The sequence below is a fragment of the Streptomyces sp. NPDC047982 genome (genome assembly GCF_043204165.1).
Lineage (GTDB): Bacteria > Actinomycetota > Actinomycetes > Streptomycetales > Streptomycetaceae > Streptomyces.
Genome location: NZ_JBIDBS010000017.1, coordinates 22,333 through 45,238 on the forward strand (window position 1 = coordinate 22,333; position 22,906 = coordinate 45,238).

Annotated in this window: 19 protein-coding genes and 5 pseudogenes; 14 read left to right on the top strand and 10 right to left on the bottom strand. The window is 68.9% G+C overall.

Going from position 1 to position 22,906, the window contains the following annotated elements; translation table 11 throughout:
* Positions 1 to 444: 444 nt before the first annotated feature.
* The 4 genes and pseudogenes from ACGF2V_RS20980 to ACGF2V_RS20995 form a co-directional block, all read left to right on the top strand.
* A pseudogene (locus ACGF2V_RS20980) lies at positions 445 to 888 on the top strand (IS3 family transposase); the annotation flags it as partial.
* Between the two features lie 133 nt (positions 889 to 1,021).
* Positions 1,022 to 1,789: a helix-turn-helix domain-containing protein gene (locus tag ACGF2V_RS20985; RefSeq protein ID WP_362710548.1), complete on the top strand. Its 768-nt coding sequence runs from the start codon at positions 1,022 to 1,024 to the stop codon at positions 1,787 to 1,789.
* Positions 1,705 to 2,136: a hypothetical protein gene (locus ACGF2V_RS20990; RefSeq protein WP_362710550.1), complete on the top strand. Its 432-nt coding sequence runs from the start codon at positions 1,705 to 1,707 to the stop codon at positions 2,134 to 2,136. Before ACGF2V_RS20985 ends, ACGF2V_RS20990 begins: the two co-directional genes overlap by 85 nt.
* Positions 2,137 to 2,499: 363 nt before the next feature.
* Positions 2,500 to 3,177, top strand: a complete 678-nt coding sequence (locus tag ACGF2V_RS20995; RefSeq protein ID WP_362710552.1) for a hypothetical protein — start codon at positions 2,500 to 2,502, stop codon at positions 3,175 to 3,177.
* A gap of 125 nt (positions 3,178 to 3,302) precedes the next feature.
* Here the strand turns inward: ACGF2V_RS20995 and ACGF2V_RS21000 are convergent, their stop codons facing one another.
* The gene (locus tag ACGF2V_RS21000; RefSeq protein ID WP_362710555.1) at positions 3,303 to 3,737 is read right to left on the bottom strand and encodes a hypothetical protein; all 435 of its coding nucleotides are present in this window, start codon (positions 3,735 to 3,737) and stop codon (positions 3,303 to 3,305) included.
* Positions 3,738 to 4,353: 616 nt separating this feature from the next.
* On the bottom strand, positions 4,354 to 5,289 hold the full coding sequence (locus ACGF2V_RS21005; RefSeq protein ID WP_362710558.1) for a hypothetical protein: 936 nt from the start codon (positions 5,287 to 5,289) through the stop codon (positions 4,354 to 4,356).
* Between the two features lie 262 nt (positions 5,290 to 5,551).
* Between ACGF2V_RS21005 and ACGF2V_RS21010 the strand changes: the two genes are divergently transcribed.
* From ACGF2V_RS21010 to istA, 4 genes and pseudogenes are all read left to right on the top strand, one after another.
* Entirely contained in the window at positions 5,552 to 6,667 is a 1,116-nt protein-coding gene (locus ACGF2V_RS21010; RefSeq protein WP_362710561.1) for a competence protein CoiA family protein, read from the top strand.
* A 15-nt stretch (positions 6,668 to 6,682) separates the two neighbouring features.
* Positions 6,683 to 6,838, top strand: a complete 156-nt coding sequence (locus ACGF2V_RS21015) for a hypothetical protein (RefSeq protein WP_362710563.1) — start codon at positions 6,683 to 6,685, stop codon at positions 6,836 to 6,838.
* Entirely contained in the window at positions 6,838 to 7,752 is a 915-nt protein-coding gene (locus ACGF2V_RS21020) for a M48 family metalloprotease (protein ID WP_362710601.1), read from the top strand. The genes ACGF2V_RS21015 and ACGF2V_RS21020 overlap by 1 nt, the downstream gene beginning before the upstream one ends.
* Positions 7,753 to 7,913: 161 nt before the next feature.
* Positions 7,914 to 8,750, top strand: a pseudogene (gene istA / locus ACGF2V_RS21025) (IS21 family transposase); the annotation flags it as partial.
* Between the two features lie 48 nt (positions 8,751 to 8,798).
* Here istA and ACGF2V_RS21030 read toward each other — a convergent pair.
* On the bottom strand, positions 8,799 to 9,470 hold the full coding sequence (locus tag ACGF2V_RS21030; protein WP_362710565.1) for a GNAT family N-acetyltransferase: 672 nt from the start codon (positions 9,468 to 9,470) through the stop codon (positions 8,799 to 8,801).
* Between the two features lie 73 nt (positions 9,471 to 9,543).
* On the opposite strand from ACGF2V_RS21030, the pseudogene ACGF2V_RS21035 reads away from it, so the two are divergent.
* From ACGF2V_RS21035 to ACGF2V_RS21060, 6 genes and pseudogenes are all read left to right on the top strand, one after another.
* A pseudogene (locus ACGF2V_RS21035) lies at positions 9,544 to 10,134 on the top strand (helix-turn-helix domain-containing protein); the annotation flags it as partial.
* A 603-nt stretch (positions 10,135 to 10,737) separates the two neighbouring features.
* Positions 10,738 to 12,252 carry a group II intron reverse transcriptase/maturase gene (gene ltrA, locus ACGF2V_RS21040; RefSeq protein ID WP_362710568.1) on the top strand — a complete coding sequence of 505 codons (1,515 nt, stop codon included), beginning with the start codon at positions 10,738 to 10,740 and terminating at the stop codon, positions 12,250 to 12,252.
* A gap of 116 nt (positions 12,253 to 12,368) precedes the next feature.
* Positions 12,369 to 12,911 (top strand): annotated as a pseudogene (locus ACGF2V_RS21045) (transposase); the annotation flags it as partial.
* A complete protein-coding gene (locus ACGF2V_RS21050) occupies positions 12,865 to 13,623 on the top strand; it encodes an MFS transporter (RefSeq protein ID WP_362710571.1) in 759 nt (252 codons plus the stop codon). The pseudogene ACGF2V_RS21045 and the gene ACGF2V_RS21050, both read left to right, overlap by 47 nt.
* 279 nt (positions 13,624 to 13,902) lie before the next feature.
* Complete coding sequence (locus tag ACGF2V_RS21055; RefSeq protein WP_362710573.1) at positions 13,903 to 14,346, top strand: hypothetical protein; 444 nt, start codon at positions 13,903 to 13,905, stop codon at positions 14,344 to 14,346.
* Between the two features lie 395 nt (positions 14,347 to 14,741).
* Complete coding sequence (locus ACGF2V_RS21060) at positions 14,742 to 15,602, top strand: hypothetical protein (RefSeq protein ID WP_362710576.1); 861 nt, start codon at positions 14,742 to 14,744, stop codon at positions 15,600 to 15,602.
* Positions 15,603 to 15,627: 25 nt separating this feature from the next.
* On the opposite strand, the gene ACGF2V_RS21065 is transcribed toward ACGF2V_RS21060, so the two are convergent.
* The 7 genes and pseudogenes from ACGF2V_RS21065 to ACGF2V_RS21095 form a co-directional block, all read right to left on the bottom strand.
* Positions 15,628 to 16,884, bottom strand: coding sequence for a hypothetical protein (locus ACGF2V_RS21065; protein WP_362710579.1), 1,257 nt, complete (start codon positions 16,882 to 16,884; stop codon positions 15,628 to 15,630).
* A gap of 6 nt (positions 16,885 to 16,890) precedes the next feature.
* On the bottom strand, positions 16,891 to 17,295 hold the full coding sequence (locus ACGF2V_RS21070; RefSeq protein ID WP_362710582.1) for a hypothetical protein: 405 nt from the start codon (positions 17,293 to 17,295) through the stop codon (positions 16,891 to 16,893).
* Positions 17,296 to 17,418: 123 nt separating this feature from the next.
* Complete coding sequence (locus ACGF2V_RS21075; protein WP_362710585.1) at positions 17,419 to 17,760, bottom strand: SH3 domain-containing protein; 342 nt, start codon at positions 17,758 to 17,760, stop codon at positions 17,419 to 17,421.
* Between the two features lie 258 nt (positions 17,761 to 18,018).
* Positions 18,019 to 19,128 carry a nucleotidyl transferase AbiEii/AbiGii toxin family protein gene (locus ACGF2V_RS21080; protein WP_362710588.1) on the bottom strand — a complete coding sequence of 370 codons (1,110 nt, stop codon included), beginning with the start codon at positions 19,126 to 19,128 and terminating at the stop codon, positions 18,019 to 18,021.
* A 122-nt stretch (positions 19,129 to 19,250) separates the two neighbouring features.
* A complete protein-coding gene (locus ACGF2V_RS21085) occupies positions 19,251 to 19,916 on the bottom strand; it encodes a hypothetical protein (protein ID WP_362710591.1) in 666 nt (221 codons plus the stop codon).
* A gap of 673 nt (positions 19,917 to 20,589) precedes the next feature.
* Positions 20,590 to 21,000, bottom strand: a pseudogene (locus ACGF2V_RS21090) (transposase); the annotation flags it as partial.
* Positions 21,001 to 21,490: 490 nt separating this feature from the next.
* Entirely contained in the window at positions 21,491 to 22,903 is a 1,413-nt protein-coding gene (locus ACGF2V_RS21095; protein WP_362710594.1) for a hypothetical protein, read from the bottom strand.
* Between the last annotated feature and the right edge of the window lie 3 nt (positions 22,904 to 22,906).

Consider the following 22,906-nt stretch of genomic DNA (forward strand, 5'->3'; position numbering starts at 1 on the left):
CAGACGGGATGAACACACAACCGGAGGCGCAACTCCAATGAAGCAGGGCACCGAAGACTATGCAGCACACAGTGCAGCCCGCATGAGTGGGTTGCGAAGCGACCAGATCACCAAGTTGCACCAGCATGCGACCGCGGTCTACCTCCTTCCTACCGAACGCATCGTCGCGCGCGTCAGCCCGGTCGAGCACCTCCCCAGGCTCACCACCAGCGTGACGCTCACCCGCTGGCTCACCACCAACGGCGTATCGGTGACGGAACCCGCGGACCTTCAACAGCCCGTACTCGCTGATGGGCATGTCGTCACCTTCTGGCGTTACTATCCACAGCCCACCACGAGAAACACTCCCAACACTGAGCACCTCGGCCAACTTCTTAGGCAACTACACCAGCTCCCCCAACCACCCATCACACTGCCCAAGTGGGCGCCCCTCACAGTGAGTTCCTCTACCTGGCCACCGTCATCGACTGCTTCTCCCGCCGAGTGGTGGGCTGGTCCATCGCCGACCACATGCGCACCTCTCTGGTCGCCGACGCGCTCAGGATGGCTGCCCACGTCCGTGGCAGCCTGAACGGAGCCGTCTTTCACAGCGATCACGGGGCGCAGTACGCGTCACGTGAATTCGCGGACCTGTTTGGCGAGTTGGGAGTGACACAGTCCATGGGCGCCGTCGGTACCAGCGCGGACAACGCCGCTTGCGAATCCTTCCACGCGTCCCTGAAACGGGAGACCCTTCAGGGCGCCCGCCGCTACAGCGGGGCCGATGCCTGCCGGCGCACGGTCTTCCGCTGGCTGACGCGGTACAACAGCTGGCGTCGCCACTCGGCGAACGGGCAGCTCAGCCCCATCGCCTATGAAACATCACGTAACATGACGCTCGCCGCGTAACGACACGAACTGGTGTCCACCCTTCGGGGGGAAGTGCCTTATTTACGCTGACAAGTACGGGGCAGCAGAGTCAGCACAGCGCCGTTGGAGCACCCATACCAGGTGAGCAGATAGGCGAAGTCAGGAGCCGAGCATGATGATCGCCACCCTCGCGGAGGTAGTTGCGGTCTACCGAGCCCGAGCCGCTCTCGATCCCTCACATGTGGCCGAGCGAGCGGGCATCTCCATCGCTCAGTACCTTGCATTGGAAAAAGGCACCGCCTGGCCAGGCACCGAAGCCGTCGAGGCGGTCATCGACGCCCTGCAGATCCCCCACAGGCACCGCGCGCGCCTGGCTACGACTGGCGCTCCTCTGGACAAGTACCTGCAACGCATGCTGCACGGCTACGACATCCCGGCTCTCATCGTGGACAGTACCTGGCGGACCGTGGAGGCCAACGCCTTCGCCCGCACGCTGCTCCCCGGCTCGAACCGGCCGGGCTGGAGCCTGATGCGCTGGATCCTCACCAACGAGGACGCACGAAGACGAATCGCTAATTGGGAAGACATCGCCCTAGGATTCTCAGGCGCCCTCCGCGACGCCATCACCGCAGCGCCGCGCAACGCCGAATTGCTCGCCATCCGCGAGGATGCTGCACAGCTGGGACTTACCGCAGGCATCTCCTCACAAGATCGCCCTGACGGGCAGGTAATCGTCTGGCGCACAGACAGCGGCGCGTACCCGATCTCGGCCTGCCTGGCCACCATGCCCAGCGGCCGCCCAGACCTGAGGCAGATTACGTTCGTGCCGCGGAGCACCCAGCCGGCCCCGTGCTCATGGCAGCGCAATCGAGCCCCGCTCCCTGGCATGGCCCCCTGCTCACCGATCTGCTCTCCTGCGGACTGTGCGGGCTGCTCCTGAGCGGAGGCGGCCTGCCCGTCACGTACGAATGCGCTACCGGGTGTCTGCCAGCACTCATCGCTGACGACATCGAGCTGCGCATCGCGAAGAAGGTACTCACCCACGCCTTCCCCGCCCAGGCCTGTCGCGAGCTCGGCATCGCTCAGGAGATCCTTGTAGCGGACGGAATCGAGCTGGAGCTGAACGTCCCCGTGTCACCCCAGCACGCGCTGGATCAGTGGCAGCGCTCGATGACCAACACTCAGCGCCGGGGCATCCTCACCACGACGCTTAGGTCAGCAACGGTCTACCCGGCGCCGAGCAACGACGGCGGCGAGCTCGCCTACAACTGGCGTGAGCAGACCTGATTCTCCGACCGGAAGAGCACATCGTCCGCTACCGGTCCCCAGTTGCCGGGGCAGCCGTCCGTCACAGCGGAGCCATCCAAACTCCTGCCGGCCGCCCCGGCACGAGACATCGTCTCAGCAGGCCTCCCGTCACCGAAGCAGAACCCTGCAACCGACCTCCGGGGGGGGGACGTCTCTCGGCCTCGCCCCCTCCTCCCACTGATATGCGCACCGGCCCCGGCCCACACGGCGGGATCTGCGGCAAGGTTCGCGGGGCCTGAAGTTCCTCCTGGCGGGACGCGACCGCACCACGTTCGTCCGCCGGGCCTGTCGGGACATAGCGTCACCTCCTGAGGAGCTCGCCGTCACCGTCAGGAGAAGCAGATGGGCCGCAGCAAGCCGACCCGTAACCGTCGCCGCCGCCCGTACGGAGCCACCACACGGTCCCGCGAACATACGCCCGGCGACCTGTTCCCACCCGGGACCATCATTCAGATGCTCACCGACTCGACCGCGCGGGCCCACACCGCGGCCATGTCCGAGGGCATGGCCCACCGGCCCTCCCTCACCGCTCTGCAGGGCGGCCGCGTCGTCGCAGTGGCCCACACCCGCCCGCTCTATACGGGACAAGACGCCGAGAAGGGCATAGCTGACCTAGCCCTGCTGGCCGCAGCCGCGGCCGCCGACTGCATCGTGCTCAGCTGGGAGACCTGCGACGTCAAGATCGCCTGCGACTTTCCTCTCGACGCTCCCGACGAGGCCCTGAACATCCTCATCGCGGGCGAAGACGGACAGTACATGCACGTCGAGTTCCCCTACACCTCACACCCCGCCGCCGCCCCCAACCGCACTGGCCTCCAGGGCTTCCGCCCGCAGTGGCTCACCCCCATACAGAGCACGAACAGTCCCCTGCTCGGCCCCATCCAGCGGGCCGTGGAGCAGTCCTTCGCCCAAAGAGCAGCTGTCGCCCCCTCCGGCCTGGAAGCGACCAAGGTATGGATGGAGGCTCACGGCTACGACGTCACTCTGATCGACTCCCAGCCCTCCGCCCCAGCCGGGTGAGGATGAGCCAGCGTTGCAGGGCCCGCGCCTTCAACCACTGCACTCGGCGGCAGGCGGTCGGCTGACCAGCGTTCTCTCTCCGCCCAGGCGGCGACCATGGCCAGTCATCATCGCGCCGACGGGTCTCAGTCGATGTCGCGGAAGCGGTCCCGGGCAGCGTCCTGCTCGGCCACCAGGGCGGCGACGATCTCCGGGTGCTCGGCGCCGAACGCATCCAACTCGGCTTGCGCCCGCTCCACGGCGCCGTCCGTCTTCGGCTGCTGGACGCGGTAGTAGAGCGCAGGGTCTCCACCCTCGTCGTCGTGTGCGCGGGCCCGCTGCTCCGCATCGGCGTCGAGCAGAGCCTCCACCGACCCCAGCAACCGGTCGCGCTGCCGCACCAGGGCCTCACCTTCCGGGGAGCGAAGGACGGCGGTACGAGAGGTGGCCCCCCGCCGATTCGTCTCCTGCTGCTCCCGCCAGGCCGCGAGCTGCTGCCCCTCCTCGGAGGCGTCGAACGCAGCCTTGGCCTGCTCGCCGAGGGCGGCCAGCTCGGTGGCCTCCTCGGCGGTGAACCACAACGGGGAGAGACGGAGAGACCGGCGATCAGGTGCGTGCAGCCGGCCGGGCGGCGCTCTGGTGCGACGCCGCGCTGGGTGGCCTCCTGCAGCCAGCCACTGACGATCCTCCGGCCGCCTTCGTCGATGGCGTCGTAGGCGACGTCCCCGAAGGCGGTGAGGGCGGGGGTGACGTGTGTGGTTCGGCCGTCCGCGAGCTGCTTGGTGAAGGTTGTGCCCATGCTGGAAGTCCCCGGTGGGTCGGCGTCAACGACGGCCCCGTGCCAGCGGCAGGAGCCCTGAGCGCGTTGAGATCCTCACCCCAGCAGCCGTGCCGGGCCTGGCCCACCGATGCCGTAGGCGTGCCACCCTGCGTACAGGGAACCGCGGTCCGTGAAGGCGCCGCGCCGCTCACGATAGCGCGATACCCGCGAGCCGGTCGCCTGCTCCTGCTCAGTCCTTGCGCTGCGGGCATCGCCCGCCAGGCCGGAGTGGACCGGGCCTTTCCGTACCCGCACCGGGATCTGCCCGCCCTGGTGCACGCCGCAGAGCTCGAGCCGGCCAAGCAGTAACCGGCGCCGGGCGCCTCCGCAGTGAGCAGGGTCTCGCTTCAGGCGAGATTCCCGAGGCGGTGCGGCTTTCACGGCAGATCGCGCATCTCCAACAGCGCTACGTCCATTGCCCGGTTGGCGCGCACCACAGCGTCCAGGCCACCTGCCGTCAGGGCGGGGCGGACCAGGTACTCGACCGCCAGCTCGGCGAGCTGCGGTACGCGTACGGAGGTTCCGAGCAACCGACGGACCCGCTGATACGCCAGCGCCCTCTCGTGTTCGGTTGCTCCATCGCGCACCACAGCCATCAGATCCGCAGCCCTCGCCAGGCGGCGGGAAACCGCGGGCTCGAGATACGACGTGCCGATGCGCTGCGCGTGATCGCGGGCAATACGCCAGGACACCTCCAGCTCGGCCACCGCCTTGTGATACGCCCCAACCGGCCCCCCGCCCTCTCCGTGACGCACGGCGATGCGGGCATCGTCGGCGTCGATCCGGGCCCGATCGAAGCGCTCCGTCTCGGCAACGGATGGATCGTTCAGCGCCGGATGCTCCAGCGCCGCCAGGAAGTCCACGAGGTGCGCCCCATACTCCTCGAGCACCGCGTCGTGCCGTGCCACAACGGACTCGATACGCTCCTGCACCATCCTCCTGGACTGCTGGGCCTTGCGGTGGTGGTCGCGCCGGCGGCGCCACGCACGGACGCTCACCGCGAGGACAGTTGCGACCACCACGGCTGCGCCGAGTCCGCCAGCCACGAGTCCAAGGGTCCGCCACGGTATGGACACCCATGACGGCCGGTCCGCACCACTGCCCGCGACGTGCAGCCGGACCCGGACGATCACGGTGACCCCCGTGACGAGCACCGTGCCCACCCAGTGCGACACCGCCTGCTGCCGGGCCGCGCGCGCCTGCACTGAAGACGACTGCGCGAGCATGTAGGCGCGCACCGTACTGGCCGCCGCGACCAGCAGCGACAGCGACGCGAAGAGCGAAAGCACAAGCAGCGGAATCGTGCGGCTCACCGTGGGGGACCTCCATCGGGCACATGGCCATGCGGCCTCGACAGTGAGGACGGTCCTCGCGGTCCTCGCCCCCGCAGCTTGCGGCACCACCAGCCACCTCTATCCCGGATGGCGCTCCTCGTCCCGCCGGGCGGGACGCAGCCGAACCCGCTTGGAGCAGCCGGCCCGTCAGGCGGAACGACCCCCTGGAAGCGGCGTTCACCGGCGCGCCGGTCGCGAACACTGTCAGCACCGAGCAGGTTCAGGACGACGGGGGCAGTGCATGGCAGCGGAGGATCTGCTAGTGGTCGGGTTCGACCTGGACACCGGGCGAGAGGTCCACATCGAGGACCGCCCGATGGACCAGTGGCGCACGCTGGGCTACCGCCACGGCGAGAGCCTGGTGTGCGCGGCGTGCTTCCGCGGCCTGGACGGGACAGTGCCCGGCACACGCGTGCCACTGATCGCGAGAGGGAGGGTCGGCGGCGCTCGCCGCCACCACTTCGCGCATCCGCCGCACATGGCCCCGCCCGGCGGGCACCACCCAGAGACCCTCTGGCACTTGGAGGCCAAGACCCAGCTCGAGCGCTGGGCGCGCTCGCTGCCCGGCGTCGACCATGTCCGCCAGGAGCAGTGGACCCCCGGTCGCGAGCGCCGCACCGACGTCCATGTCCGGCTCACCGACGGGTCGCAGATCGCTCTGGAGGCCCAGAGCAGCCTGATCACGGACCAGCTGTGGCGGCGGCGCCATCGGGACTACGCCGCAGCCGACATCCGCGACATCTGGTTCATGCGCCCAGGCGCCGCCCTGCCCCACGTCCTGCTCACCGAGCAGACCCCGGTGTGCATTCTCGACCTGGCCGACCGCGCGGTTCGCCTCATATGGGGCCAGCCCCACCCGCGATCCGGCCGCTGGTGGGAGAGCGAGAACCCGGCCGTCCACGCCCTGCACCATCCCCCGTGCCCAGGAGACGACCTCCACGAAGAGACTGTCCGCATGGCCGAACTCGGCCTGCAGGCCGACGGATTGCTCCTGCCGGAGCGCCTCACCCGCCGCCTCGCCGAAGAACGCCGCCGGGCGCGACGCGAAGCCGACGACCGACGCTTGGCCGAGCAAGCCCACAGCCGCGGCCTGGCCGCGCAGAGGCCCGCCAGATTGGACACCGTCCCACCTGCTAGCCGCAGACCGGCCACTCCCGGCCCATGTCCCACGGTCATGCCGCGCGCCTCCAAGCCGCGCTGCGCGGTGTGCGGCGGTCGCCTCGCCGATGTCCTCGCCCCCTACGGCGCCCACATCTCGGTCCGCACCGCCCACGGCTGGGTCGACTGCCTCGACCAGCCGTGCGCCCCGCAACGTCTGCAGCCGACCCCCGCCGCGCCCTGGCCCCACGCCGCCTGACCCTGGGAATTTCCAATGAGATCCACGCTGATCCAGATGAGCGCGCCCGCCACGGCCGTTCCGCACACCTCCCTGCTCTGGGAAGACAAGGTCCGCGCAGTCCGCCGCGAGCGCGGACAGACTCCCGCCGCCCCGCAGCACACGGTGTCGCTCCACCGTGCAGCGCGGTGATGCAGACGATGTGGTGGATACGGGATCGGTTCTGGAGCCACTTCGTCGTCGGCTGGGTGCTGACGATCGCTGTCCTCATCCGGTGGGGGAGCGGTACCCATCTGGGTCTCCACGCCGTCCCCATGGCCGTGATCGCAAGCTGGGCCTGGGCACTGCACTGCACCAGAGACCGCCGCGTCCAGGTCTCCGAAGGCTTCCGGGCCCAGCACCACACCTGGAACAGCCTCCTGCGTTCCAGGCCCCCGCACGACGCAAGCCCCTTCCACCGCGCGTTCGTACAGCGGATGAGCCATGCCGAGCAGCATCTGCGTGCCGTGGCCCGCGCTCACCGTCTGCAGCGGCTGAGCATCGCGTTCACCGACGGCTGGCACCCGAGCGGCGACGGGAACGAGGCCGCTTCCGTGGCCGAGGGGCGCCGGGCTCATCTGTGGCTGGGCAGCAACTGGTTCGGGCCGAAGGACACCATGCACCTGCCGGTCATCCTTGAGCACGAGCTCGGGCACGTACTGCGGCGCGACAACCAGCGCTCGACGGTCCTGCAAGCCGTCGGGGTGCTCCTCGTGGTCCTGGCCACCGCCTGGCTGCCACTGACCGCCGCCTTTGTGACCGCAGCAGCCCTGCGCCTGCTGTACACGGCGTGGGTATGGCGCAGCGAGCTCGCCTGCGACGCCCGAGCGGTGCGCGCCTGCGGACGCGACTCCGTGACCCTCCTGTGGAGGCGCAACGTCAACCTGCTGCGCACTCTCTCGCCCCTCGCGCGTCTGGAGCACGGTCTGCGCTCGGTTTCTACCCACCCTCCGTACCGGCTGCGCATCTGGTGGGCCCGGCGCGTCAAGGCACCTGCGCTCAAGCCCCACCCACTCGCCGTGCCGCCCGATGCCTGGGTGAGAGCGGACAGCGCAAGATCCCTGTAGGCGGACAGATCAGCTCCCTTTTTGCGGACAGCTGATCTCCCTGTCCGTGGCCCCATTCGTGTCGGTTCCGAACAAACGATCCCTCCGGCGGTTGGCTCAGTGCTGCCTGGCATCTGACCCGACCGACCGGAGGGACGTTGAAGAAGTCTGACAGGGAAATCATGGAAATCTTCGAGGCCCTGGACGCCACCGAATGTGCTCATTCGGCGGCTGCGCTGGCGGGGGTCGATCCCAAGACCGTGCGGAGGTATGCACGGATGAGGGACACCGGTCGCCCGGTCACCGGCACGGTCCGGCGGCCGAAGATGATCGACCCGTTCATGCCCAAGATCGAGGAATGGGTCGAGCGATCCGAAGGCAAGGTCCGCGCGGACAAGCTCCACGAGCGCCTGCAGCTGCTCGGGTTCACCGGCGATCCGCGGACGACCCGCCGGGCGGTAGCCAAGGCGAAGGAAGCCTGGCGGGCGGGCAAGCTGCGGACCTATCGGCCGTGGATCACCGAGCCGGGTCTGTGGCTCCAGTTCGACTGGGGCTGGGGACCGAGGGTTCCCGGCCCGGGCAGCGGCGAGCCCCGCGCGACGCTGCTGTTCTGCGCATGGCTGGCCTGGTCCAGGTTCCGGGTGGTGATCCCGACCTGGGACCGGACCCTGCCCACCTTGGTGACCTGCATCGACTCGACCCTGCGGGCGATCGGTGGTGCACCGACCTATGCGCTGACCGACAACGGGAAGACCGTGACGATCGACCGGGTCGCCGGCGTCGCCGTTCGGCATCCCGAGATCGTCGCGACGGGACGGCACTACGGGATGCAGGTTCACACCTGCGTCCCCTTCGACCCCGAATCCAAAGGCGGATCGGAGGCAACGGTCCGCATCGCGAAGGCGGATCTGGTGCCCACGTCCGCGAATCTGCGCAAGGAGTACGACTCCTTCGCCGATCTCCGCGGTGAATGCGCGATCTTCTGCCAGACGGTGAACAACCGGATCCACCGGGAGACCGGCAAGCCGCGTGATCTCGGGGCGCCACCCCGCCACGATGGGCAGGACTCATACGGGTCGGCTTGTCCAGGCGATCCACTCCCCGTCGGGAGCCCGGCCCAGGTGAAGGTCCGGGGCGTGGTCCGTCACGCGGGCACAGATACGGCCGTACGCGCCGTGGGCGGCACGGCACAACTGCGCCACCTCAGGGGAGAGAGCCGCCAGATCCTCCGGCAGGCGCTGGCCTGCCGCGGTCGCGCGGGCCTGCGCGCCGCGTCGACGCTCCACCTCGTCCAGGCGTGAGGCGATCAGCCGCACCCAGCGCACATCGGAGTCGTCTTCGTCGCCGCCCGGGGAGTACAGGCACTGCCGTGCACCGTGCTCGATGACCTCGTCGACGACCACCATGCCGATCGACTCCAGCAGGTGCCGCGAGCGCGTGTTTGCTGCCTGGGTGACAGCGATCACCGGGCCGCCACCGGCGGCCACCGTTGACCACCACCTGACAACCGCGCTGACGGCCTCCCGGCCCAGGCCATTGCCCCAGGCGGAGGGGAGGAGCTGGTAGCTGACCTCGGCGCGGCCCTCACACCGGTGGTCCGGGCCGATGCTCGCCAGGCCGACCGCCTGGTCGTCGGCGACTCGGACGAGGGCCCCGACGCCGGCGGTCTGAGGGTAGGCGGCCTGCCGCGCGGCGACGCGTTCGCGCGGGAGCGGACCACCTAGTGCCGCATCAGGCAACGTTTGCCCTGTTGTGATGTGACGCGCCGCCTCGGTGCTGTGCCGGGCGGCGCGGGTCCGTCACGCTGTCCGGGTGGCGGAACGAGTACGTGTACGCGAGATCGACGATGACGAGGGCAGACGGCTGCTTCGGATCATCCGCCGGGGCACCGGGTCGGTGGTGACCTGGCGGCGGGCCCAGATGATCCTGCTGTCCGCGCAGGGCCTGCCGGTCGCGAAGATCGCCGAAGTGACGTTCACCAGCGATGACCGGGTCCGCGATGTGATCCACAACTTCAACACCGACGGCTTCGACTCCCTGTATCCGAAGTACAAGGGCGGTCGGCCGAAGACCTTCACCCTGCCTGAGCGGCGCGAGATCAAGAAGATCGCGAAGTCCAAGACCACCGAGCACGACCTGCCGTTCTCGACCTGGAGTCTGACCAAGCTGGCGGACTTCCTGGTCGCCGAGGGGGTGGTCGACGACATCAGCCACGAGGGCCTGCGCATCCTGCTCCGCGAGGAAGGCGTCTCTTTTCAACGCCTGAAGACCTGGAAGACCTCCGGCGACCCCGACTACGCGGCCAAGAAGGCCCGCGTCGAACACCTCTACGCGATCGCCGACGGCGAGGTCATACCTGAGGAGGGTGAGCCCGAAGTCGTCTTCTGCATGGACGAGTTCGGGCGTGCGCCACGAGGCGCTGAGGAATCGTGCGGGAGGAGGAGCCCGCCGCTGGTCATCGCAGTGACCGGTTGAAGCTGGAGGCAGGCCGATCCCCAGGTCGGGGGTGAGTCCGGAAGCAGCCTCGACAACGTAGGGGCGGACCGACACCACCAGGCGGTTCGTGCCCGCAAGCGAAGACGGAATGGGTGTAGGGAAACTGAACCAGTGGTTGAAGCCCCGTGAGTCGTCAGCGGCCTGCCGAATCTGGTGGATGGGTCGCTCTGCGGTACTGGAGAGTGCTCTGTCCGATGGCCTCTCCTCTTCGGTTGTTCGCAGGTTGGGCAGTCGGAGGCCCGGACCAAGACTGCGATGTGCGGTCCGTGGTGATGCCGCCGGGGTAGAGCTGGGCACCGACGCCGTCGAAGGATCCTCAGTGAACGTGGGAAGCGATCCGGTGTCGCCCTCCCCGCCCGGCAGCCAACCGGGCAGCGGGCAGGTGCGACGCTCACTGATGGCACCGGATCGTGGCGGAGTCGCCGTATTACTCCGAGGCCGGGAAAGCCGGCCGCATGGGGAAGGGCGACAGCGTGATAGCAGTGGTGTTGATGTCGGGGAGGAGCGTTGTTGAATAGCGACGCGCCGTCGACTACTTGGCCGAGCATTTTCGCGGCTGAGCGGCGGGTACTCGATCATCAGCTCAAACTGCACCGATGGGCAAGGGCCGATCCGGACCGCCGGTTCGGCGACGTGTTCAACTTGATCTGCGACCGGTCCACCTTGCTGGTGGCCTGGGAGCGGGTGTCAGGCAACCGGGGTGCCAGGACAGCGGGCGTGGACGCGGTGACGCGTCATCACGTCGAGGACCACGGAGTGATTCCGTTCCTGGAGGAACTGCGTTCTTCTCTGAAGGACGGGTCCTTCACCGCGCTGCCGGTCAAGCAGGCGGTGATCCCCAAGAAGGGCGGCAAGGTCCGTCATCTGGGGATCCCCACCCTGCGCGACCGTGTCGCGCAGATGGCCCTCAAGCTGGTCCTGGAGCCGATTTTCGAGGTCGACTTCTACCCGTCTTCGTACGGGTATCGGCCTGGGCGTCGGGCCCAGGATGCCATCGCCGAGATCCACCGGCTCACCAGTCTCTCCTACGAGTGGGTGGTGGAGGGGGATATCACCGCGTGCTTCGACAACGTCGCCCACCACGTCCTGATGGACTTGGTGGGAGACCGCGTCAAGGACCGGAAGGTCCTGCGTCTGGTCCGCGCGTTTCTGCGGGCTGGGGTTATCGAACTGCACGGTGGCTTCGCGGACAGTCTGAACGGCACTCCGCAAGGCGGGGTCGCTTCCCCGCTGTTGGCCAACATCTATCTCTCCGTACTGGACCGGTACTTCGTCCGGATCTGGAACGAGGAGATGAGTCCGCGCTGGCGCAGGCAGCACCGGCGCAAGAAGGGGCTGCCGAACTTTCGGCTGGTGCGTTACGCCGACGACTTCGTCGTGCTCGTGCACGGCACCCGGTCTGACGCGGAAGCGCTGAAGTCGCAGATCGGCGAACTTCTGGCCAGCAGGCTGAAGATGACCCTCTCGGTCGAGAAGACACACATCACCCACATCGACGACGGCTTCGTCTTCCTGGGCTTTCACATCCAGAGCAAGACCCGTGGCGACGGACGTCGCGTCGTGCTGACGATTCCGGCAAAGCAGGCGCTGGCATCGGTGATGCACAAGATCAAGAAGCTGACGGGGCAGGGAACGACCTCGCTCTCGTTGGCAGAGGTGCTACGGAAGGTCAATCCGGTCCTGCGAGGCTGGGCGGCCTACTTCCGCTACGGCGCATCGAAGAAGACGTTCTCCTACCTCGGCTGGTACGCATGGTGGAGGCTGCTTCTGTGGATTCGCCGCAAGCACCCTCACCTGACCTGGAAGCAGCTGCGGCGGCGCTACTACGGGGCCGACCGCATCGCGGAGGACCGCATTGCCCTCTACAACCCGGCGAAGATGCGGGTCGAGCGTTACCGCTACCGCGGAGCGCAGATCAGCACGCCATGGAACATGGACGAGGTCGATCCCGACGGAGCACGTTTCCGCCGGACCGACCACGACGACATGGCATTCGTCGGCCAGGTCAGCGAACACCTCACCTGACCCTCTCGGATCACGTGGAGAGCCGGATGCCCGGCCAACGGGCACGTCCGGTTCGGCGGGCGGGGACGGGAAGACCGACACCTGCAAGGGTGCACGGCGTCTCGTCCCCGACCCAACCCCTTAACCTGATGCCCCACCCTGGCCGGCAGTGGGCCGAACGCGGCGGCAGGCACAAGGAGCCTGACCGCGAACCGCGCCGCAGGCGGCGGGCGACCTACAACCGCTACGGCGGGGTGCGGCACCTGTTCGCCGCCCTGGACCTGGCCAAGGACAAGCTCTACGGTCACATCAAGCCGGTCAAGAAGCGCACCCAGTTCCTGGAGTTCTGCCGCTACCTGCGCACGCTCTATCCGCCGACGGTGAGGATCGCGATCGTCTGTGACAACTTCTCCCCGCACCTGACCACGAAGAAGTGCCAGCGGGTCGGCACCTGGGCCGCGGCGAACAACGTCGAGATCGCCTACACCCCCACCAACAGCTCCTGGCTCAACCGCATCGAGGCCCAGTTCACCGCCTTGCGCTACTTCACCCTTGACGGCACCGACCACGCCAGCCACAAGGCACAGGGCAGCATGCTCCGCCGCTACATCATCTGGCGAAACCATCACGCCGATGACCGGCGCCTACGTGCCCTGGTGGACAGGGCAAACGTTGCCTGATGCGGCACTAGCGAGTGTCTGCGCCTTCATACCGGTCACCGCCCTGTACGCAGTTCTGCCCCTGATGATGGCCGACGACGGCCTGCCCCCGTCAGCCTACGGATGGTCCCAGGCGGCAGGCGCTGTAGCCGTGCTGATCCTCTCGCCCTTGATGAACGGCTGGCTGGCACGCCGAGCCTCCGGTCCCTCTCCCATGGTCGGCCTGCTCGCGGCCGGATCCGTCGTGCTGGGCCTGGGGATGGGATCCGCCGGACTCGCCTCCACCTCGACTGGCTATGCCGCCGCCGTAGTCCTGGCGGTCCCCGGCGAGATCATCACGTTCGTCGCCGCAGCCGACGTCCTCAACCGGATCTCGCCTGCGCACTTCCGCAGCCTGTACGCCGGGATCTGGGAAACCACCCTGGCCGCCGCCGTCCTGCTGGCTCCCTTGCTCGCGGGAGCATGCCTGGCCACCGACGGCCACCTCCTGGTCGCCCTGGCCCTGACCGGCTGCGGCCTGGCAGGAGCAGCCGCCTGCCTCCCGCTGAAGACCCTGACCCACCGCACCCAGCCCACTGACTACACGGAGCCCTTACATGCCTTCCGCACTCACGCCCCTGCTGCTCCTCGGAGCCGGTGGAACCGCCGCCGCCTCGGCCGCCTACCGCCGCGATCCACTGGCGAGCGCAGTATCTTCGGCGGCCATCAGCCCCTCCCCAGCGGCTCGGCCTGAACCAGCCGCGCCCCGGCCCGCCGGACCTGACTTCTGTCCGAACTTGCCGACGCGGCCGCAACGGAATTTCAAACCCGGCGTCGCGACCTCACGACCGCTTCGAATCGGCTGCGCTTATGAAGCGGTCGTGAGATCCGCGAGTCAGCGACCCGCTCGTTGGGCATCGTCTCGGTTCGTCGTTCCGAGGGCCCCAAGTTTCGTAAGCTCGGCAACGAGACTCCTGAGATCGATCCCCACGATCCCCGCTGGACGCTGGTTCCCGCAACCCTCACTCTCACCGTGCCCTACCCCACCGACCTGGCGGAGTTCGGACACCGGCTCGTCAACGCGGTGTGCGCGGCATCGACGACTGAAGACGAACTCGGTCCGGCCCGGCCGTTGACCCTCTCCCTGTGGCAGCTGGAGCTCCAGCCCGTCATCGTGGCCCAGGTCATGGCGCGGGCCGAACGCGCCCGCCGACTCGACGTCATGGACGGCCGAGAGATCGTCCGCTACGGCATGGCCCTGATGGCGCTGAGACTCGACGAGCCCGAGGGCTGGGCAGGCCTGGACACGCTGGCGCGCGTCAAACGCACCGTGGACAGCGTGCTAGGACAACCCGACGACCCACTTCTTCAGTCAGTGGTCATGCCGATCTCCGAGCGGGAGTTGCGGGAGACCCTGGTCGAGAAGATCGCCCTATTCGAGCCAGGCCCGCGAGCGGACCCTGCCGAGCACCGCTGACCCACCTGTCCGACCGGCAACCTACCCCAGCCACTGCCGCCTCGCTCCAGAGACCCCACGCCACCATCACCACCACCCGGCGGACGAGCACCCGGCCTGTAACCCCACGTCCGAGCGCCCGTCACTCTCCTGCGTCCTCCGGGGTGCGCGCTTCTACCCGGCCCCGTACGGTCTGCCTTGCCCGCCACGACAGGACGGCAGGGTTCGGTGGTCCCGCGTTCCATTCGCACGTTGCGCGGGGCCGCCCCCCCATGCCCCGCGTCCCGTGCAGGCGCCGCACCCCCGGATCCCGCCGCTCTCCGCACTGGAAGTTGCCTGAATTCCGATGCGCGCCCGACGGCTCGCAGAGGACAATCACCCTCGGAATTGAGGGAGGCGGCCGGATGGTTGCGGACATGAAGTTCGAAGACGGCACACAGTTGCGGCTGCGGGCACCAGAACAGCACGGGCCCGCGGCGCTCGGGCTCCTTCCCGGCCTGGGGGCCCACCGCCTCGCCGTACGCCTGGAGGCAGAACCGCTCAGCGTCGCAGACGGCGTCAACCACGCCACGATCGCGGGCGAACTCCGTGCGGCCGAAGGGATCGGCTGGATCGGCTCCTTCCTCCCCACGCAGGTGCCGCTGCGTGCCAAGGCACACACCGTGGCCGTGGACCTGGTCGTTCCCGTCACCTCCGCCCAGCTCCTTGCTCTGGAGGAACACCGCGCCGGCGCCGACCTCGCCGTCCTGCTGGACCTGGATGGAACGCTGCCGCAGAGCACGGCACATCCCTTCGCCCATGTGCAGGAGACCCGGCGGTTGGCTGCGAGCTCATGGGAGCAACAGCTCGAGTCGGTGGGCCTGGCCGCGTCATTCACCATCACGGTCCCGTTGCCCATGGCGCACGGCCCGCTCCGACAGGCGGCCGAGCATCTGCGCGCTGCCGACCGGCAGATCACGGCCGGTGAGTATCCGGACGCGATCCGCGAGACTCGCCTCGCGCTGGGCGCGATGAGGTCCCTGGGGGTGTGGCCGAGCGGGAGGGCCAAGAAGAGGGACGAGCAGGACCAGGCCGACCGGTACGGGATCCTCCTCGACCGGATCGCCGTACAGGCCGACGGATACGCCGAAGTGATCCAGGCAGCGTTCAACCAAGCCAGTGGCCCTCAGCACAACGACGGCGCCATCGCCGGGGCGGCATGGACCCGTGCGGACGCCGTAGCCCTCAATGCCATGACCGCAGCGCTGCTGCACCGCCTCGCCAGCGAAATGAGCTGACCGCACCGGCAGTCCGCCCTGAGGTCTACTGCTGGCGTGGCCCCTGTTGACGTGAGGGATTGTGCTGCTCCGAAAGGTTCTGCTGGTGCACCGGCAGGCCTTCGAACACCTGGCGCATGGTCGGCGGTGGCAGCGCCCGGACGGCACGCAAACCGATCGATTCTTTGAGTCTGGCGGCCATGGCGGCGATCTCCGCCTCACGCCCCGCGAACGGGTGCCCGGCGTCGCCCCGGCGCGGGCTGTGGCCGGGTAGCAGTTCCCCGCCCTCGTCGAAGCGAGCGGTGTAGCGGGCACTGGCGTTGACCCAGCGCTCCGGCGCAATCGCGGCGTCGACCGGCGGGGTGAAGTCGGCCGCGTGGGTGACCCATGGCGTCTGCGGAGACCGCCAGGACATGCCCGTCAGATCCACCTCGATGCCCGGCGACTTGATGTACGTCAGCCATGTCGCTCGCAAGTCGTGCCGGGGAACGTCCTGCCCAAGTGGCAGCCGCACCCGGAACGCAAGGTGTGTGACCTCGTCCGCTGGCTCCGGTTCGAAGAGCTGCAAGTGAGCCATGTCCTCGAACGCAGCGTGCTGTGTAATGTTCCAGCCCGCGTCGTACGGAAGGCTCCCGTGCCCGATGTGGGCGAGCAGCATCTCGGCCCGCTCACCGCCGTCGCGCCGCCCGTCGTGCACCAGGCGGTGTAAACGCGGGGGCAGCACCACCCGGAGCCCACCGTGCAGTTCCTGCACGGCCGGGTCGGGCCCCTGCACGGCGGGCTCCCGGAAGGCCGGAGCCCATTTCAACGTCTCCTGCTCCAGCCGTTCCCCGTACCGATACTCGGCCGCTCGGTGCCCATCCAGGCCGAAGAGCTGGTTCTGGTACGCGTTCTTGGCCCGCTGAGCTGCCACCTGCAGGGCGTCGAAGTACTGAGCCCACTCTTCCGGAGGCCGGTTGTGGATGTTCCGCTCCGGCGCGGGATCGGTGTACCGATCCCACCACCGCACGCCGTCCGGGTCGCGGCCGCCGTGATCGATCCACGCCGTCGGATGCGCCGCGTACAACGCGTCCATCATCACCGAGGCGAGGTTCCGGCGCTGGAACTCTGGCTCGACTTCCAATCCCCACACGGACACCGCCTGCCCGTCGGGATGAATCAGGAAGTCCAGCCGACCGGCCATTTGACCGTCGACCAGTGACAGCACCCTCCGAGGCGCCCACGCCCCGGGGATCTCGACTTTCCAGTCGGTCAGCCACAATGCGACGCTGGCTTCGTCGAGCCGCGCCTCGGTTCCCGCCATGTCCCGCTACTCCCGCGCAGCGGGCAGCCCCACCGCCGAGACGACGCGGCTGCTCGCCCTTCGGACGCCGGGCAGCCCCAGCACGGCGTCGGTCACCGACGCCTCCACGCGCTCCGCGGCTGCCGGATCCAGAAATGTCCCGGGCGCGTATTCCAGGACCGACTGCACAGTGACCGAGATGCTCTGCCCGTCTGCCGGAGGCTCCGCGGAGGGGTGGGTGACCACCTGCGCCATGCACGAGACGTCCCCGCCTCGGGCGGGCTGCAGGACGGGCCCGAAGATGACCTCGGACATGCCGCTGAGCGTCTCCATCAGCCGGGCCACCGCGTCAGGCGGCCCGGCCAGCTGCACCTGCGTGAACGCGGGTCCCGCCGCAGACTCGGCGGTCGAGGGAGGGGGCGTGGCATCCAAGGCTGCTCCAGGTGTGATGGGGGCCGTCAGTCCAGCCCGGGATCTCCGGTGGCCTCACTGGCCGCCGGGCAGCCACCGCAGTCGGTGCCCGCGAGCGCCAGTGTGCCAGGGCGACTCAACAGGTCAGAGGTTCAGGTACGAGTAGGCGACCCAGCCGGTCTTGCCCTTGTTCACACCCGATGTGACCTTGCCCCAGGCCCAGTTGGTTCCCTTCGGGTAGGCGAGGCAGTAATGGGTGAAGGTCGTCCCCTTGGTCAGGATCCCGAGCGACGTATAGCCGGTGCTCGGCCCCGTCCTCAGGTTCACGCCGGCGGTGGTCCTCGCGTTGCGAGGGGTGTTCCACTGGTACTGGCAGGCCGACGGGATGGAAGCCGCCGCAGCCGTCGGCGCGGTTGCAAGGACAGCTCCGCCAGATGTCAGCACGGCAGCGCTGACGACGGGGACGAGACGCGGGGGCAGACGCATGAAGGCTCCTTGTGCCGGGGCAATTCACTAGGAGCCTGAGGCGTTTCTCTCCCGCGCGGGCCAGCGGGCATCACTGTGTGCCAGGGTCCGGCACTGCAGCTCGTACGTACGTTCCGGCCTGCGGGAGATCCAGTCCCTGTCCCTCGGTGAGGCCGCGTCGTTCACGGCCGTTGAAACCGGTGCAGCACGCGTACGCACGGCCTCCCACTGGGCTGGGGAGCCCGCTGCCAGGTACCGGGTGTCCCCAGCAGAGTCGTCCTACAGGCCGGGCACCACACCAGACCCGGGAGCAGGCGGAGGGATGTCGGGGCGCACGGGCTGGGCTGCCCGTCCGGGACGCCGCGGGCCAGAAGGTGCGTCTGCGGTCCGTTCACGCGCTCCCTCAACGATCGCGTGAGCTTGCTGTGCGTAACGTGTCGGCAGCCCGGGGCTCTCCTGTTCAGGCCGGGCTTGCCAGGCGGCAGCGGCCGCATTCCAGTCGCCGGGTGGGCCTGGGGCCAACAGCGGGGTGAGGAAGGCCTCGGCCGCCATGGCCGCCTCCTTCCAGGTGTGGCAGCGCTGCAGCCCGGGCACCTGGCGGGCTGCTGCTGGGTAGCGGTCGGGCCAGGCCGGTCCGGGGGCATGGAACGCCGTGGGGAGTACGAGTTCGACCCCAAGGGCGCCGGTGAGCCGCCGCCGGCGGGCCTCGGTGCGCAGGGCGAGCTGTGCGTAACGGCCGTCGACGTTCTCGCGTTGGCTGATGAGGAGGATGTCCGCCAGATCGCGGTAGCGGCTGGAGGGGGAGCCCTTGTGCCGTTCGTACATGGCGCAGATCTTGTCGGCGAGGTGGTTGACGATCGGGTAGAGCCTTGCCTTGGGCCAGTCAGCGGGCCAGGCCAGGTCGATCAGGGGCGTGATGCGGCGCACGTCGGGGGCTGTGCTAGGGGCGTGTCCGGTGACCACGTCCACCTTGACCACGCCGACTTCATGGGTCCCCATGTGCACGCGGAAGATCTGCTTCGCGCCGGCGGCCCCGTTCTCGTGCATCGACGACCGCGTGGGCGTGAAGCTCATGTAGTCATCCAGGTCGTGCGCCGCTGCCTTGAGAAGGTCGGCGACAGCTTCGTCGATTCCACCCCCGTTGCTGCGCTGGATGTCGATGTCCTGGCTGAGCCGGGCCGCCGCGGCATATCGCATGAGCAGGGCATGGCCGCCCTTGACCATCCAAGCGTCGGGCTGAGCATGGAACACCCGGGCGACCAACCGGCTGAAGAAGTAGGAACTGAGCACGTCTGCCACGGACAGACCCTCACTGCGGGCTAGGAGCTGAGCCTTGTGCTTGAGCGCGCCGTAGAACGCGGCGGGGGTCGTGTAGGTCTCTCGAGCCATCGTGCTCCTGTAGCGCGCGGAAAAAGGATGTCAGCCTATGCCCGCACACGATGAGCGAGAGCGCCGGATGAGAGGCTCGCGCGGGCGAAGCGTCTGGGGAAGGAGGCCTCTGCCCGACGCAGTCAGCCCACCACCGGCGCAGTCACCTGCTCACCGGCGTCGGCCAGTAGACGGCTGATCAGGTCATGGCCCGATGCGGTAGCGGGCAAGCCGTACGCCGAGGCGAAGACGCCGACCTCCTGCGCCAGAGACTGCAGGTCAACGAGGCCAAGGCGCGCGGCGTCGGCCAACACACCCCCGACATGGCCGCCGTCCAGACCGGTGTGCAGCAGATCCGTGATGGTCCGTCCGGCTGTGGTGACCGGCAGGCCGTCAACAACGGTGATCTGCCCACGGGTTGGCCGGGGCTCATGATGCACGCGCACCCCTGTCTCGACCGTACCGGCGGCGGCGAACATTTCCACTGTCCCCACCGGCAGATCGCCCAGCCCGTGCAGGCGGCAGGCCGAGCTGTGAGAGGCCACGCCGGAGTTGCCGGTCAGCCGCTGCCACGCGGGCGTGCCCGGCTCCAACTGGAGCCAGGCCACCTTGATGTCCAGATGCGGGGGCAGAGGCGCTCCTGCGAGCTGGAACACGTGCGCTCCCGCCAGCATCAGCACGCCCGACTGGACCAGGCCGTCCAGGCATGCCTTGTCCACGCCGGCCTGTTCAGCCTGCTCGGCGGTGACCAGGCCCCACTGCTCGGCCGTTACACGGCCCAGCGTCACCAGCGCATCCACGTAATCCACCCGCTCATCATCGCAGCCCGGACGCGCAAAGGCAGCGCCGCTTGTCACCCTGGCACAGCACTGGTCCGAGCAGCCTGATGGCCCGGACGGCGTAGCACCCCGAACACAAGCTGTCCCCTTGGTCCCAGCCGGTTGTCAGTTCAGTGCGCTGCGATAGGAGGGTGACGGCCCGCCTACCGCGAGGGAGAGACGGGCTGGATACGCCCCGTCTGTTCAGCCCGCCCTACTGGCCACCGGTGAAGGGCGGGACATCGACGGTGGTGAGATCGGGCCGGGGCCGGTGCCATCGAGCTGGGTGCCGCCAGCGACCGACGCTGTCCCGGGCGACGTCGACTCCGACCTCTACGACCAGCTCGGGCCGTACGAGTGTGACGTGCAGAGCGCACTACGTCCCTGACCGCCCGAACCTGGAACTTCACGCGCTCGGGACACCGACACCCACCCTTGAGACTGCGTCGCTGGTTCGCTCTCCACGCACCATTGCGCCTCAGCGACACGCCCCACCCCCTTAGCCTCGATCCGCCGACGTGGTCTGGAAGTGATCTTCTGACGGGCTTCTGAGCCGGTTTTGGGTCGACCGATGGGCATGGGCGTGCTGCATCCGCTGGTCTGCCCAGCTTTTCCACGGTTTTAGTTTCGGTCGGGCCCTGGCGGGTGGGGTGGGCAGAGACTGTCAGGCGGGTTCGGGTGGGCGGTGGACGGTGTCGAACAGGTGCGTCCAGGCTCTTTGCCAGCGCCAGTTGCGCGGAAGGTGCAGGGTGACGCGCCGTGCGGAGCGGGCGATCCGGGCCGGGACCTGGATCAGGTGGGCGCGGAGGGTGGCGGTGGTGGCCTTGGCGTGGAAAGCGGAGGTCAGTGCCCCGGCGGCCCGCAGCAGGTTGTAGGCCATCGCCCACTGGATCAGCCAGGCGGCGTTGGCGTGGAAGTGTCCTGACGGCAGGTGGGCCAGGGCCGAGGCTTTACTGTCGGCGATGACCTGCTCGACGACGGCATGGCGGCGGTGCTCCCGCTCGGCCTCGAGCGTCGGCGCGGGGGTGTCGGTGAAGAACGGGTGGTAGCGCCAGACCGGGAACAACTCGCCCTGCTCGCCGACAACGGCGGGTTTGGCCATCCGGCCGGCCGCCGGGGCCGGGGTGGTGGTCAAGCAAGACCTGGCCTCCTGCGCCCGGCGGCAGGGTGAAACGTCAGCTACTCCTCTTCACCAACAGGCGGCAAAACGCGCATACGGTGTGCCCGGCTGACGGAAACGGTGCTGGGGACGGGAGCCGGTTCGTACGACCTCCACAGGGGGGCCTCCCGGTGACGGTCCCGGTCCCAGCGAGGCGCGCCGACCAACGCGACCACCCGGTTGACCGGAACCCGGACCGGGCGGTGCTGCCCGCCGGGCTTGAGCGTCAGTTCCCCCTCGCCGACGTCGTCGAGGGTTCCGTACAGGCTTGCCCAGACCCCTTCGGTGCCCTCGGGCCCGCACCACATGTCCAGGCGCAGCACCTGCCAGCCCAGCCACCGGTGAAGCTCCTTGAGGAACGCGGTCTCCTCGCTCCCGCCCGGAATCCAGCATCCGTAGCCGTCTCTCAGCGCGGCAGCGGTGCGGTAGGCCCGCTCGTCGGCGTCGCCGCGCTCGAGCTCGTCGCGGCGCGGGCACGGCGCTGCTCCTCGACGGCCGCCGGCACCTCGTCCGGTGCGCTGTCGGCGTCCGAGGGGAGGACGGGGAAGGCGGTACGCAGCAGCTTCAGCGCGGCGGTCTGGTCAGTGCGGCGGCGGCCAGTGACGGGCCCGCCGGCCACGAACCGAGGCGGGTAGTGCTCGCCCTGGGCAGCCTGCTCCTTCTCCAGCTTGGCGACGATGTGCCCGGGCGCGGCGATGACCGCCGAGTAGGAGGGCCCGGTGGTGTCTCCGATGTCGCTGAAGTAGTCGCGGCGCCGGAATCCGAAGGGGACCAGCGGGCCGAGCACCGGGGAAGCGGCGAGGTAGGCGATGGGGGCGTCCCGGCCGTTCGTGAGCGGCCAGTCGTGGACGAGCAGCAGCCGCGCCGTCCTGTGCGCCGACTCGGCCTCGAACTCGGTCTCCAGTCGTGCGCAGGCCTCGGCGACCGCACGCGGCCACCACAGCGCCAGTTCCGCATCTGCCCAGGCTGACGGGCTGGCGTGCTCCTCCCCCCTGGTCTGCGGCTGAGGCAGGCGGGTGACGTCCATGACGCGCGCCCCGGCCAACTCTTTGGATACCGCGTCGTGAACCAGTCCCGCCGTGCGGACGGCACAGATCCCTCGCGAGCGGGCCGCCAACCACACTCCGGACACCATCGGCCAGACGTCGACTTCCGGCTGCGACTCGTACTGCCGTGGTCGCCGTGCGGACTTCCCGGCGACGGCGGCCGTCACCTCGGCCAGCACGCGCCGCTCCGTACTTCCCGCCGTGCGGCGTACCGCATCACGGGCACCGTTGTAGGCGTCGACCTCCGGGCAGTCGGCGGCGTACCCGGCCAGGAACTCGGCGAATGCAGCCTCCGACTCTTTGCGGGCTTGCGCCAGCATCCGAGCGTCCTTGGCCAGCTTGCGGTCCGTGCGAGCCTGCTTGAGCCAGGCGGTGAACTGCTCCTCCTGATCGGGCTGCTGCTGGGCCACGTAGCGGGCGTAGCCGAGCCAGGTCCGCACCGCCCGGTCGGCGCGGGCGTGCTGGAGAGCAACCGCCCGGCCGGCGGTGAACGCGGTGGCCCGCCACAGGGCGTCGGGCGCGTCCGGCAGGGAGACCGAGCACTTCTTGCAGATCTCGCCGAACACCTCGAGCAGGGGGTAGGTGGCGGCGTCCGCCGCAGGCCCGGCGTAGCGGCAGCCGTCGGAGGAGTAGCGCCGCAGGTCGGAATGGGGGACGTGGTACTTCCCGCCGCTCCCTCCGGTCAGGGCGACTCGGATCGCGGCCAGTGCGGGCAGCTCCACACCCAGAAGCTCAAGAGCCGGGGCGGAGATGGGGGGGAAGGGACTTGCCACGGC

Excerpts from the sequence above, each read along its gene's own strand:
- ACGF2V_RS21065 (WP_362710579.1), bottom strand. The coding sequence starts at position 16,884 with ATGGCGGGAACCGAGGCGCGGCTCGACGAAGCCAGCGTCGCATTGTGG.
- ACGF2V_RS21010 (WP_362710561.1), top strand. The coding sequence starts at position 5,552 with ATGGCAGCGGAGGATCTGCTAGTGGTCGGGTTCGACCTGGACACCGGG.
- ACGF2V_RS21080 (WP_362710588.1), bottom strand. The coding sequence starts at position 19,128 with ATGGCTCGAGAGACCTACACGACCCCCGCCGCGTTCTACGGCGCGCTC.
- ACGF2V_RS20985 (WP_362710548.1), top strand. The coding sequence starts at position 1,022 with ATGATGATCGCCACCCTCGCGGAGGTAGTTGCGGTCTACCGAGCCCGA.
- ACGF2V_RS21015 (WP_362710563.1), top strand. The coding sequence starts at position 6,683 with ATGAGATCCACGCTGATCCAGATGAGCGCGCCCGCCACGGCCGTTCCG.
- ACGF2V_RS21060 (WP_362710576.1), top strand. The coding sequence starts at position 14,742 with ATGAAGTTCGAAGACGGCACACAGTTGCGGCTGCGGGCACCAGAACAG.
- ACGF2V_RS20995 (WP_362710552.1), top strand. The coding sequence starts at position 2,500 with ATGGGCCGCAGCAAGCCGACCCGTAACCGTCGCCGCCGCCCGTACGGA.
- ACGF2V_RS21075 (WP_362710585.1), bottom strand. The coding sequence starts at position 17,760 with ATGCGTCTGCCCCCGCGTCTCGTCCCCGTCGTCAGCGCTGCCGTGCTG.
- ACGF2V_RS21020 (WP_362710601.1), top strand. The coding sequence starts at position 6,838 with ATGCAGACGATGTGGTGGATACGGGATCGGTTCTGGAGCCACTTCGTC.
- ACGF2V_RS20990 (WP_362710550.1), top strand. The coding sequence starts at position 1,705 with ATGGCAGCGCAATCGAGCCCCGCTCCCTGGCATGGCCCCCTGCTCACC.
- ACGF2V_RS21050 (WP_362710571.1), top strand. The coding sequence starts at position 12,865 with ATGACCGGCGCCTACGTGCCCTGGTGGACAGGGCAAACGTTGCCTGAT.